Origin of the sequence: Anaerocolumna sp. AGMB13025 (assembly GCF_029689925.1) — a bacterium.
GTDB lineage: Bacteria > Bacillota > Clostridia > Lachnospirales > Lachnospiraceae > Anaerocolumna.
Genome location: NZ_CP121445.1, coordinates 3,582,582 through 3,596,022 on the forward strand (window position 1 = coordinate 3,582,582; position 13,441 = coordinate 3,596,022).

The following is a 13,441-nucleotide window of genomic DNA, read 5'->3' on the forward strand; positions in this document are numbered from 1 at the left end:
TATCCCCTTTACTTACAGCCAATACAGATTCTTTTAATAATGTATGCCAGAATGGAATCTGCAACATTAATGCCAGTACAATCATAGATATTCTTAAAATGTGCATTGGAGTTGACTTCACAGACAAGGGGCTCCATATTTTTACCAAATAGTATATCAACACCGGCAAAATCAAGTCCCAGCACCTTACAGCATTTTATCGCCAGGTCTATTTGCTTTTGATTTGGTTCATAAGGTTTCATTTTACCGCCATTGGTAATATTAGCACGAAAATCCCCATCCTCACTGTAACGGTACATTGCAGCTACAACCTGGTTGCCAACTACCTGAAGTCTTAGATCCTTACCCTTGCTGCTTGGAATAAATTCCTGAAATAACATGGGTTTTGCTCCAATCTCTGCGGTTTTCGTTCTCAATTCCTGTTTATTGGCCACAAGATAAACCTGTTGTCCAAAAGAACCAAAACATTCCTTTATAACAATTGGAAAGCTTAACTCTTTCTCTATCTGACTTAAAAAATCCAGATTATTATACCCAATATTGGTAAATGTCATAGGTGCAACTATAGTTTTGGGCATTACTATACCCGCCCCCTGCAAATATAAATGAGTTAATGATTTATCATCACAGACAGCAATTCCTTTTGATGAATTAAAGACACGAAAGCCTTTCATCTCCAGGTACTGAGCCAAACGTACATCCTTGTCCCAAAACAGAACGAAGTCCGGATTATCATCGGAATTTACCTCTTTCACAGTGTTAAAATCGGAATCCAGTTTCACCAGCACTTCTGCATTGGTTTTAACAATTAGTTCAACCCCCACTTTTTTTGCTGCCTCAGTTAACCAAAGATGAATTTCCGTAAATTTATGAGTATGTAAAAAAGCATTGGTAATTAACCATCCCTTCATAATTACCTCCCTGTGCCGAATTAACGACAAGCTATTATCTTAATCTATCTTAAACATAATCATCTACATATTGCTCAAATTCTTCCGTGGACATCAGAATTTTTCTTGGTTTGGTTCCTTCCTCCGGACCTACAACCCCAGCTTCTGCTAATTGATCCATAATCCTGGCCGCACGGTTAAAACCTATCTTATACACACGCTGGAGCATACCAATCGAAGCTTTATCCTTCTCTATTATAAATTTACCAGCCTCTATGAAATATTCATCACGGTCATTGCCACCGGCAGCAGCCGAAGTATCTGCAGGCTGCGCATTCGTAATTTTATTGGCAATTTCTTCGCTATATTCCACACCGCTGTTCTGGGCAGCTAAAAATTCTACTACGGAACCAACCTCTTTATCCGAGATAAAAGCCCCTTGAACACGCACCGGTTTTGGATAACCGGAGGGGAAGAATAACATATCTCCTTTACCAAGGAGTTTTTCAGCACCGGAACCATCTATAATAGTTCTGGAATCAATGGCAGAGGATACGGAAAAGGCGATTCTGGATGGAATATTAGCCTTAATTAAACCGGTTATGACATTAACAGAGGGACGCTGTGTAGCTATAATCAGATGTAAACCTGCGGCACGGGCCATTTGTGCCAAACGGCAGATAGCATCTTCTACTTCACCTGGTGCTACCATCATAAGATCAGCAAGCTCGTCCACGATTATTACAATCTGAGGCAGCTTCTGATACCTCTCATCCTGATATTCCTCCACAGTGGCAATCTTTTCGTTATAGCCTTTTACATCTCTAACACCTAAATCCGCAAACTTTTTATACCGTTCCGTCATCTCCATAACCGCCCAGTTTAAAGCGGCAGAAGCTTTTTTGGGGTCAGTCACCACAGGAATCAGCAGATGAGGTATTCCATTATATACACTAAGTTCCACTACCTTAGGGTCAACCATAATCATTCTGACATCAGAAGGTTTCGCTTTATATAAAATACTCATTATCAAGGTATTGATACAGACCGATTTACCGGAACCGGTGGCACCTGCAATAAGTAAATGGGGCATTTTACCGATGTCCGTAACGATGGTCTGACCTCCGATATCTTTACCTACCGCAAAGGCGATGTCGGAAGGATGCTGTTTAAAGTCTTTGCTCTCAATTAAATCCCGGAACATAACCGCTGAATTCTCTTTGTTTGGTACTTCAATACCAACCGCAGCCTTTCCTGGTATCGGCGCTTCGATTCGAACATCTGCAGCTGCCAGGTTAAGCTTAATATCATCAGCCAGACCGGTGATTTTACTGACTTTGACACCTTGTTCGGGCTGAAGTTCATATCTGGTGACCGAAGGTCCGCAGCTTACATTGGTAATCGTTACCCGAACCCCAAAGCTTTCCAGGGTCTTTTGAAGTTTCAGGGCGGTTTCTTTTAAATCTCTATCCGACATTCCTTTGGATTCATGTTTGGGTTTTGACAATAAATTAACAGGAGGAAATACATATTCTTTCTTTTCCTCCATTCTCTGGTTGATCTTTAAATCCTCCAGATCAGACATGCTGCCTGCCTCAGACTTGCTGCTGCCATCATCAGAGTTACTAGAATTCGCCGTATCACCAGACTTATGAAAGGCTTCCTGCCTTCCAGGCACAGCAGCTTTCACAAAACCTTCTGAATCAGCACCAGATGAATGTAAAAGGTCATCGATCACCAGTTCCTCCTCAATTGGATTTGCCGCTTCTGTATTCTGTAACGCAACATCCTGTTTGGCAGCCCTTAGTAAACGTTCAATATCCGCATCTATTCCAGGACGTTCTTCATTCATGGACGGAGCCTGATTGTCTGATTCATTCCGCCCAAATTTCAACCGCATCTGTTCTTCATAGGAATTACCGATATCCTCAGCGCTTGTCACATCACCATATTCACTGGCCCTTTGTATCGGAATTTCACTGTTTGGGGCAGTCGTAATCTCTTCCATGTCAAAACCAGCTTTTGCATTAGACAGCCCTTCTTCCCGGCTTGATTTCTTCTTTTTCTTTAACGCCGAAAAGATGCCGTCTTCCTGACCCTTATTCTGACTATCCTTCACTCCGCCATCTGAAACAGAGGCTTGGCTTTCATCTTTCTTAAGAAGTACCGTTCTGGCCTTTCTTTTTGGTGGAACTTCATCCTCTGTATCCGCTATGCTGTCATACGCCTCCTGATACAGTATTCTTCTTTCCTTCATCTGTTGCAAGGAGGCTTCGCTCTTAGTGCCTAAATACGCAAACAGTGCTTTACCGGTAATAAACATAACACATACAATCATCAGGGCAATTAATATTATGTAGGTTCCGACAGTATCAAATAATGAATGTAAAAGTCTGCATATGAAACCGCCGATAATTCCGCCGCCATTCTTTAGACTGGCAGAATTTAGATAATACTCTTTCATCGTTACGTCTGCGGAATAATCTGACGTGCTCAGCTGAATAAATGCCGTTAAAATGATTCCAAGGGAAACCGCACTGATTAGTTTGCGCATGGCAATACGGTTACCGCGGTTTGCTATATGGAATGCAACACCAAAAAAAAGAAGAAACGGTAGCAGATAAGCGATAAATCCGGCTAAACCAAAGGTAAAGCTGTTAATAGCCTTACCCACAACTCCGCTTAGATCAAAATTACTTAATATTAAAAGCAGGGAAATTACCAAGGTTATAATTAATGTGATTTCATCATGATATAACTCTTTATTAGGATCCTCATTTATCTTATTATGTACTTTTTTGCTTCCAGTTGATTTTCTTTTTCCTGTTGTACGATTCGCCTGTCTTTTCGAATTTGATTTAGAACCTTTATTTTGCACCGCAGCCACAATATATCCTCCTTAAGCTACTAAAGTAATCGTCTTATACAAGAAATTGATTCTAAGCTGCCGTTAAATTACCGGCTGACCTAGAACCAATTTCTATTATAACCTTATTTTGCTATTGTTGCAAGGAAAAATATTAGCTGACCCGAAAAAATGTTCGAATAAAAATCCCCTATTTTCCTGATTTAATAACGGAACCCGGCATATATTCCTTATTCAGATAATCACTCATATCTGTAGAATTTATTCCCTCAACCACAAAGTTCTCACCGTCTCTTCTGGCACGGACACTTCCATGTTCCAGATTTATATCTCTATATTCTACAGCTGTATCACCAGTGTTTTTTAGCTCCGTATCCTTTGAAGTTCCCAGAACGCTCTCTGTTCTATAGCTGTAGATTCTTTCTAAAGGCACTACTGTATATAACATTTATTCATCTCCTTCAACTCTGCCAGCCATCTCATACAATTTTTTTAAAGCCTCCTTAATACCTCCCACTTCATCGATAATGCCTTCTTTAATCGTTTCGGCACCTATTAGTATGGAACCTACATCTTTAGCCAGCTGGTTGGTATTTTGCATCAGCTTCTTTAATTCTTCTTTTTCAATTTTAGAATGACTTGAAACAAAGTTTAAAATTCTCTCCTGAATTTTTTCAAAGTAATCATACGTCTGAGATACTCCGATAACCGTTCCGTTCATTCTTACCGGGTGTATAATCATGGTTGCTGTAGGAACAATAAAGCTATACTGAGCAGAAACTGCCAAAGGTACACCGATTGAGTGGCTGCCGCCTAATACCAGAGAAACTGTTGGCTTACTTAATGATGCAATCATTTCTGCAATCGCTAACCCAGCTTCTACATCACCACCTACCGTATTAATTAAAATCAATAAACCGTCTATATCCGAACTGTCTTCTATTGCTGCAAGCTGTGGTAACACATGTTCATATTTGGTGGTTTTGTTATGTTGGGGAAGACATTCATGACCTTCAATTTCTCCGATAATGGATAATAAATGTATTTTTGATTTTCTTTGTTCGTTTACTAGCGTTGTCTGCCCATACTCTCTGATTTTCCCGTCATCCAACTCTTCTTTCTCTTTTTGCTCTTTTTCCTTCTCAATTTTCGTTGTATTATTTTCCATAAGAATCTCCTCAAAAGTTTTATTAGCTTAAATCTTCTGCAGCCGGTATAACATGAATACCTGGCGGAAAAATTATATCTCTCTCCTCTTTGCATTTTCAGAAGCCTTGTTTTAAATCAGAACTGAAATAACTCCTGCTTATTATATGGAAAATATCAATTTTTATTTATATACAAAAAATCTCTCCAATATTTTTAAAATATCAGAGAGATTTTCAGATTCATCAATTTAAATCAATCAATGAGTTTTATTAATTTCGTCAGCCTCATAAAGGTAAGGCGGTTTCGTACATAAGGTGACAGACGTATGGTTTTTGGGATAATGTGTTCCTCCAAACCAATATCACGGACATATTTTACACAGCCGGCCATGGTTAACAGTTCATTGATTCGATCCACAGATGGCAGTTTATCCAGTATATCTGCAATACGCGGCAGCAAATTTTCAAAATCCATTATATCAATCTGCTCTAAGGGATCTGGTGTATTCTCTTCTAACATTCCCTCATACAGACCTTTTGGACCAAAGGTTTCTTTTAACTCCATATAATCCAGCCCATTATAATTTTCCATCTCGTATTGTCCATTTCGGATTGCTTCTTTTAACATATGATATGTCTCCGCTACAATCATCAGCCCGATGGAAACTTTTTCACCATGATAGGCATCCAGAGGCTTGTTAATTACTTCCATTTCCCACAGATGGGATATGTGGTGTTCTGCACCGGAAGCCGGTCTTGAATTCCCGACCATCTGCATGGCAATTCCGGATAACAAAAGTGCATACATTAATTGCTCATAAGCTTTTAACTGTTTATCCTTTGGTACATCTCCCCGCAGATCGGAGATACAGCTGCAAACCTCGTCTAATGCCTTAAGTTCCAAATCGCATACTTTACTGCAGATATATTCATCCGTAACCAGATGGGAGATTTCCCAATCTGCAAGTGCAGTATATTTGCCTAACAAGTCGGAAATACCAGAGGCGGTAAGCCGATATGGGGCTTTGGAAAAAATATTGGTATCTGCAATTACCAGAATCGGGGATACTGCCGGGAAGGTTTTCTTAAAACCATTCCAGGTCATAGCCGCGACAGTTGATACAAAACCGTCCACACTGGCGGCGGTAGGTATGGATACGAAATGAATTCCTTTTTTATTTGCAATATACCTGCTGATATCATGGATCGTACCAGAACCCACTGCCAGAATTAACTTTGTATTGCCGTCAAGCTGCTCCTCTGCAAGCTTTACTGCATGGTTATCGGCATGGAGACCCTTCGGCGGAAGCTTTACAACCTTGCTTCCTTGTATCATATCTTTCACTGCTTCTGCGGCAGCTGTGTAAGTATTGTCATCACAGATAATACTGATTTCTTCTGGTTTACCCGTAAAAATATCTGATATTAATTCAGGTATTTTATTGATTGCTCCTGCTTCAATTACTATTTCTTTTACATGAATCTTGTGTTCCCTGCCGCATTGACATGGTGCTGAAAAACTTTTAACATCAATCTTCATAAAACCTCTCCCTTTTTGTCTGTCACTCTTTGTAACATTTGCTACTGTCATTAAGCTCCATTAACAAATATTATATATGAAAGAAGTTTTTTCTTCAATCATGAATTTTATTTAAATAAGAACTGGAAAAAGAACTGGTAACTGGGTGAATAAATTTATATTTTCCATTATAAGATACGCGTGACAAAGTTGGGTTTGCACGAAAGGAATGACATTGCATTTCGCTGCGGCAGTATCGCTAGTAAACTTGTGATATGCAAGGTGGTATAAATCTGAATTATTAATTTCGCGTAATCAGGGAAACTGCCTCTTTCCAGCCTTTGTATTTCTGTTCTTTTTCTGACAGCGTCATGGAAGGTTGAAATAATTCCCGGTTAATGTTATTAAAAATATCTTTCTCATTATATAAACCATAGCGTATTCCTGCGCAATAAGCCGCTCCCATACCGCTAAGTTCTTCTAAATCCGGCGCCTGGACAGGAATTCCGGTAAGGTCACTTTGAAGCTGCATTAAATATTTATTTCTGGTCGGTCCTCCATCAACACGTAAGCCACTGATTGTTACTCCTGCATCTTCTGCCATGGCAGCTATGACATCCGTTATCTGATAGGCGATGCAATCAAGGGCTGCTTTTACAATTTCCGCCCTTCCGGTAGTCCTGCTCATTCCCGATATTATAGCCTTCGCATCATTCTTCCAGTAAGGCGCCCCAAGTCCTGTAAATGCCGGCACCAGATAAGTACGGTCAGTTGGGTTCGCAGACAACGCCAGTTCTTCGACTTCTGATGCACTCTCAATTAACCCAACCGAATCTTTCAGCCAACTAATAACAGCACCGGTATAATTTAAGTTACCTTCCAGAACATACTTAACCTTACCGTTAAATCCCCAGGCCAGGGAGGTAACAAGCCCATGCCTGCTGTGTATTAATTTATCACCGATATTCATCATTATGGAAGAACCCGTACCATAAGTTGCCTTAACCATACCTTCTTTATGGCAGCCCTGACCGAATAATGCACCGTGGGAATCCCCCATTACACCTAATATTGGTATCTTATCCTCCAGATAACCGTTAAAGTCAGTGGTTCCAAATTCCGCATTGGAATCACATACCTCAGCTAGATTTCTGATATTTATACCAAATATTTTTCCGATGACATCATCCCAGCTTAAGGAAAACAGGTTAAATAGCTGTGTTCTGGAGGCATTGGAATAATCGGTCTTATAAGATGCGCCATTTGTAAGTCTATAAATCAGGTAGCTGTCCATAGTACCATACCCCAGTTCACCTTCCTGATCTTTTTTTCTTGCACCTTCTATATTATTTATCAGCCAGGATATCTTAGAAGCCGGGAAATAAGGAGATAAAGGAATTCCGGTCTTTTCCCTTACCATTAAGTTATACCCGTCCTTTTCCAGTTTTTCTGCTATATCCTTTGCTCTGGAGCACTGCCATACAATAGCCGGAGCAATAGGCTTACCACTTGCCTTTTCCCAGGCTATTGAGGTTTCCCGCTGATTGCTGATTCCCATACAGACAATTTCCTTTTTATCAATACCGGCTTTTTTAACTACCAGGGGCACCAGTTTCAGTACATTCTCATAGATCTCATTTCCGTCATGGGAAACCCAGCCGGATTCATTCACATATTGTTTATGGGGGAGGTCACACCGGGCAGTTAAAATCCCTTTTTTATTAAAGAGCAGTGCTTTCGTTCCCTGGGTACTTTGGTCAATTCCCAAAACATAATTATCAGACATTTTTTATCAACTCCGCTGCTGTTATCGCAATATTTTCTGCATTTAAGCCGTAGTGGTCAAAGATTTCCTTAGAATTACCGGTCACCACCGGTGCATCAGGTAAAGACATCGTAATTACTTTTACCGGATGCTCACTGCAGACAATCTGACTTACCATAGCTCCCAGACCTCCAATAAAAGTATGTTCCTCCACGGTAATAATTGCTTTGGTTTCTTTTGCCGCTTTTATTACTGCCTCTTTGTCTATGGGTTTTACACAATACATATCAAGTACCCTTGCATGAATTCCTTTACTCTTAAGTATGTTAGAAGCGTCCACTGCCGGTTTTACCATTTCTCCGCAGGCAATAATGGTAATATCATTACCAGCGGTCACTTCGGTAGCCGAATCCATGACAAATGGAGTATTCTCTTCTTCATAAACATCTTCTACCGGATTTCTGCCAACACGGACGTATGCCGGCTTTTTATCCATAAGCAGGGCATTAATCAGGTGTCTGGTCTGATGTCTGTCACTTGGTAAGTATACTCTCATTCCAGGTATGGATGCCAAGGCAGCAATATCCTGTGCCGAATGATGTGTCATACCCAGTGCCCCATAACTTACACCACCACTGATGCCAATCAGGGTAACATTGGTATTAGAATAAGCTACATCTACTTTTGCCTGTTCCATACTTCTGGTTGATAAAAAGCAGGCCGGAGAAGCTGCAAATGCCTTCTTACCACATTTTGCAAGCCCTGCCGATATGCTGACCAGACTTTGTTCTGCGATACCTACTTCTATAAATTGTTCGGGGTAAGCCGCCGCAAAACCCGCTAGTGAAGCAGAACCTCTGGAATCACTGCACAGCACTACAATATCTTTATCCTCTTTTGCCTGTTCCATTAACACATCACAGATAACTTGCCGGTTTGGTATTTTATTCATAGGATGCTCTCCTTTCACTGAGTTCTAATAGGGCCTTTTGATATTCTTCTTCACTTGGCACTTTGTGATGCCAGGGAGCTGAATTCTCCATAAAGGATACTCCACAGCCTTTTATGGTATTTGCAATAATAACAGTTGGTTTTCCCTTTGTAGCTTTGGCTTCTTCAAAGGCCAAGTTTAAGGAATCCAGGTCGTTTCCCACTGCATTTACTACATGCCAGCCAAAACTATACCATCTCTCCTCCTGGATATCCTGGGACATCACCTCTTCCGTATTTCCAGATATCTGAAGTCTGTTTCTGTCTACCACCGCACATAAATTATCTAATTTATAGTGTCCTCCGGACATAGCTCCTTCCCACACAGAACCCTCTGCCAGTTCACCATCTCCCATAACCGTATAGACACGATAAGAAGCCTGATCCATACGTCCAGCCAGTGCCATTCCAACAGAAACAGATAACCCATGACCTAAGGAACCTGAATTCATCTCTATGCCATTTATTTTATTATTGGGATGACCGATATATTTCGATAAATATCTGGAATAAGTCTGTAACTCTTCTTTTGGGAAAAATCCACGGTCAGCAAGAACTGCATATAATGCTTCTACTGAATGACCTTTACTTAAGATAAACCGGTCTCTGTTTGGATCATTCACTAGTTCTGGGGATACCTTCATCTGTTTATAGTAAAGGGATACTAAAATATCAATTACACTGAAATCCCCTCCGATATGTCCGCATTTAGCGCGGTAAACCATATCCAGAATGTCTTTTCTCAGTTCATATGCTTTCGCCTTTAAATTCTCCATACGCTCCTCCTAGTTTTCTCCCCGAAGATATGCTTTTACCTCTTCTTCAATGGGATCGTAAAGATCAGGTTTCACTTTTATATATTTACAAGCTTCATAGAGCACCGGCACCACATCTTTGTGAATACCGACACAATGATGGATATAAGGACCTTCAACTATCTTTGCTTCCAGTCTTTTTAAATTCTCTACTTCTACCCAAAGGAATGTACCCTTTGTATGGGGACCGTCGATACCCTTGGCGCGCCCAAGTAATAAAGAATATTCGCCGTTATCCCCGTCAAACCGGCAAAGGGTGATATCCCCCTGTTTTGCTTCTGCTTCCACTGCACCTGGATGGTCAAAGGCAAGGGGATACCCGATTGCCGGTTTTTCCTTTGCTACAGACAGAGGCCAGGGACCGCAATGCTGTAATAATTCACCATTTTCATTATCAGGATGGCGGACGGTCCAGTCTGCGAAAAAGGATCTATTGTCCTCTAGGTCAGCGGCTTCTGTCATAACTGCTGTAATAGCTCCGTGGATATCAGTTTCACAAACCACCGGAAGACCTTCTTGATTTAATAAGGAATTTGCTGCACAGGGCATGATTCCGATTTCATCTTGGAGGGCATTCCAGCATTGGATGGCAATGGCATTGCAGCCATACTTATGGGCAAGACTTTTCATAGCAACTTTTAAGGCAGCTACCTGTTCTAATTCCTGGTCTTTTATCTTTACGGTCATATTTTCTTTCACATAAGCAATAACTTTTGCCACCTCACCGCCTTCTTCTTTTACTTTCTTGACTTCTTTGGTCAGTTCCGGCATAGGGATTGGAGATAACTGAATATTAAACTTCTCTAAAAGCTCCCCTTCATTACACATGGTAGACCAGAAATCAAAGGGTCTTGGCCCAATCTGAAGAATTCTGGTATGTTGAAAGACTTTCACTACATTACAGACCGCTAAGAAATCTTTTATTCCTCTTGAGAATTCGGCATCCTCTAAACGGCAGTTGTTCATATATGTAAAGGCTACCTGAAATCTTCTAAGTACTTTACCGGTGGCAAATAGCCCACACTGACTGTCTCTGAGTCGGATTCCGTTTTCATCCGGCCGTTCATCTCTTGGACCCCATAAGAGTACCGGCAGATTCATCATCTTGGCCAGTCTTGCAAGAACATATTCCGTACCAAAGTTACAATGTGGAAAAAATAATCCGTCTACTTTTTCCTTTGTAAACTTTTCATAAACTTTCTGCATATCCTCATCGTTGTATAAAAGTCCTTCTTCATTGATATCCGTTATGTCAACAAATTCTACACCCAGTTCTTCTAATCTCTTGCGTGTGAGATTCGCATATTTCACCGCATCCGGTGCACTGAAAATACTTCTTCTGGTTGGTGCAAACCCTAACTTAACTTTTTTCATCCTGCTCTCCAATCTGTTCCGTTTTTATGAACGAAATGAATTAATGGTTAATGCTACTTAATTTTTATTTAATTACAGCTTAATTATATTGAATTAAAGTTTAATTGTCAATGAATATTGTTGAATTATATATTTAATATTCAATTTAATTTATTAAATCACGGATAAATTTTGATTGACTCAGAGGTATTTTTACTGTACTCTATTAAATAGTTAATAAATTCACCTTATATGAATGGAGGTTTTTATGTCAATCTCTGCAAAAGAACTTGCTGAAAAATTAAATATATCACCGGCTACGGTTTCCATGGTGCTTAATAATAAGCCGGGAATCAGTGAGCAGACCAGAAAAATAGTAATGGATGCCGCCGCAGAGTTCGGATTCCAGTCTTCGAAAAAGCAGCTGCAGAAATCAAAGAATAGAACCATACAATTTGTTATTTATAAGAAATATGGTACGGTAGTTTCTGATACCCCTTTCTTCTCACAGGTTACGGAAGGTATTAACTACCAGTGTTCCCAGAATGGGTATCATCTGCAGATTACTTATTTATATGATAATGAGGACCGGAACCAGCAGCTGGAAGATCTAAAAAATACCTCCTGTGACGGGATTTTACTTCTTGGAACGGAAATGACTCCGAAAGACTATCAGTATTTCCAGAATTTAAAGATACCTTTTGTAATTTTAGACAGTTATTTTGATGAGATTAACTGCGATGCGGTTTTAATTAATAATGCTCAGGGCTCCTATCTTGCTACCCAGTTTTTGACCACCAAAGGACACAAGCAGATTGGATATCTGCGCTCTAATATTAGAATCAGTAATTTTGTTGAACGGGAAGACGGATATTATAAGTCATTAAGACATAACAACATACCAACCAGCCACCCATATGTAGTTAATATAACGCCGACTACGGAACAGGCTTATCTGGATATCTGCAATTATTTAAAGAATAAACCTGATTTACCTACTGCCTTTTTTGCGGATAACGATATTATTGGGGCGGCGGCTATTCGAGCCTTTAAGGAATTTGGTATTACAGTACCGGAGCAGGTATCGATTATTGGATTTGATGATATGCCTATCTGTCAGTTCACCGATCCAACTTTAACAACCATGTATGTTCCCAAGCAAAGACTAGGCGCTCTCGCGGTTGACCGGCTGTTAAGCTGTATTAACGATGGTAATACGGAGCATATTAAGATTGAACTAGCTGTGCAGTTAATGGAACGAAACAGCGTGAAAGAGGTATAGACTAAATAGATTTATTTAACATAAACCCATATAATTTACTTAATAGTCAGTGCATAAAATATGTAAATAAATAATATATTTAGGAGGCGATTTTTGATGTACCATAGATATAGTACCAAGAGTCCTACAGGCCAAAATAATTTATGTGGTGTAAAAATTAAAAACTATAGACTCTATATGCCTGAACCTTATTCTCAGCGAATGTTGGCGGACGAGATGCAGCGTCATGGTGCAGATATGGATAAAAATATTATTCAAAGAATAGAAAGTGGAGAACGTTTTGTAACGGATATCGAATTAAAGATATTTGCAGAGGTTTTAGGTATCACTGCGGATGAACTTTTAAAATAATTGTACTCTTAATTTTCGAAATAGAAATATGATTTGAGAGTCAAAAGCCTATTTAGGTTGTAAAATGAATAACCCGGTATATATATTCATTTTGTCTACCTTACCTTCCTGCGGCATGTCCTTTGTAGAGCTTCATAGATGCAAAAAGCATCGCACTGCTCAGCTTCTTGCTGAGTCTCTAGTCGGACATAAACAGCCTTGTCAGCCGGTCTACGGCAAAATGAATATATATACCGGGTTATTCATTAATTAAGTTTTTTGAGGCTTTTGACTCTCAAATCATATATTATATTATAAAACCTCTGCCTGCCTTTTGTAGATTTCTGCGCATTCCGATTTTCAATTTTAATGATTTTGAGAGTTCGTGTATATCATATGCCACTTTTTGTTCATCATGTGGCAGAAATTGTATTGCCTCTTGAATCAAATCTTCCGTTATTTCTTTTACAACCATAAGTATCC

Annotated in this window: 12 protein-coding genes; 2 read left to right on the plus strand and 10 right to left on the minus strand. The window is 39.8% G+C overall.

Features of this window, described 5'->3' with window-relative positions:
• Positions 1-8: 8 nt before the first annotated feature.
• From QA584_RS14695 to QA584_RS14735, 9 genes are all read right to left on the minus strand, one after another.
• On the minus strand, positions 9-911 hold the full coding sequence (locus tag QA584_RS14695) for an ATP-grasp domain-containing protein (RefSeq protein ID WP_278269797.1): 903 nt from the start codon (positions 909-911) through the stop codon (positions 9-11).
• A 49-nt stretch (positions 912-960) separates the two neighbouring features.
• Complete coding sequence (locus QA584_RS14700) at positions 961-3,777, minus strand: FtsK/SpoIIIE family DNA translocase (protein WP_278269798.1); 2,817 nt, start codon at positions 3,775-3,777, stop codon at positions 961-963.
• Between the two features lie 169 nt (positions 3,778-3,946).
• Positions 3,947-4,204: a YlzJ-like family protein gene (locus QA584_RS14705; RefSeq protein WP_278269799.1), complete on the minus strand. Its 258-nt coding sequence runs from the start codon at positions 4,202-4,204 to the stop codon at positions 3,947-3,949.
• A complete protein-coding gene (locus QA584_RS14710; RefSeq protein ID WP_278269800.1) occupies positions 4,205-4,924 on the minus strand; it encodes a ClpP family protease in 720 nt (239 codons plus the stop codon).
• A 233-nt stretch (positions 4,925-5,157) separates the two neighbouring features.
• Positions 5,158-6,444 (minus strand): sn-glycerol-1-phosphate dehydrogenase, encoded by a 1,287-nt coding sequence (locus tag QA584_RS14715; RefSeq protein ID WP_278269801.1) that lies wholly within the window; start codon positions 6,442-6,444, stop codon positions 5,158-5,160.
• A 280-nt stretch (positions 6,445-6,724) separates the two neighbouring features.
• Positions 6,725-8,209 carry an FGGY-family carbohydrate kinase gene (locus tag QA584_RS14720; RefSeq protein ID WP_278269802.1) on the minus strand — a complete coding sequence of 495 codons (1,485 nt, stop codon included), beginning with the start codon at positions 8,207-8,209 and terminating at the stop codon, positions 6,725-6,727.
• Positions 8,202-9,140, minus strand: coding sequence for a transketolase family protein (locus tag QA584_RS14725; protein ID WP_278269803.1), 939 nt, complete (start codon positions 9,138-9,140; stop codon positions 8,202-8,204). The genes QA584_RS14720 and QA584_RS14725 overlap by 8 nt, the downstream gene beginning before the upstream one ends.
• Positions 9,133-9,954: a transketolase gene (locus QA584_RS14730; protein WP_278269804.1), complete on the minus strand. Its 822-nt coding sequence runs from the start codon at positions 9,952-9,954 to the stop codon at positions 9,133-9,135. The genes QA584_RS14725 and QA584_RS14730 overlap by 8 nt, the downstream gene beginning before the upstream one ends.
• Positions 9,955-9,963: 9 nt before the next feature.
• Entirely contained in the window at positions 9,964-11,367 is a 1,404-nt protein-coding gene (locus QA584_RS14735; RefSeq protein WP_278269805.1) for an L-fucose/L-arabinose isomerase family protein, read from the minus strand.
• A 247-nt stretch (positions 11,368-11,614) separates the two neighbouring features.
• On the opposite strand from QA584_RS14735, the gene QA584_RS14740 reads away from it, so the two are divergent.
• Together QA584_RS14740 and QA584_RS14745 are read left to right on the plus strand one after the other, a co-directional pair.
• Entirely contained in the window at positions 11,615-12,628 is a 1,014-nt protein-coding gene (locus QA584_RS14740) for a LacI family DNA-binding transcriptional regulator (protein WP_278269806.1), read from the plus strand.
• 96 nt (positions 12,629-12,724) lie between these two features.
• Positions 12,725-12,979, plus strand: a complete 255-nt coding sequence (locus tag QA584_RS14745; RefSeq protein ID WP_278275179.1) for a helix-turn-helix domain-containing protein — start codon at positions 12,725-12,727, stop codon at positions 12,977-12,979.
• A gap of 286 nt (positions 12,980-13,265) precedes the next feature.
• Here the strand turns inward: QA584_RS14745 and QA584_RS14750 are convergent, their stop codons facing one another.
• Entirely contained in the window at positions 13,266-13,433 is a 168-nt protein-coding gene (locus tag QA584_RS14750) for a hypothetical protein (RefSeq protein ID WP_278269807.1), read from the minus strand.
• Positions 13,434-13,441: the final 8 nt, after the last annotated feature.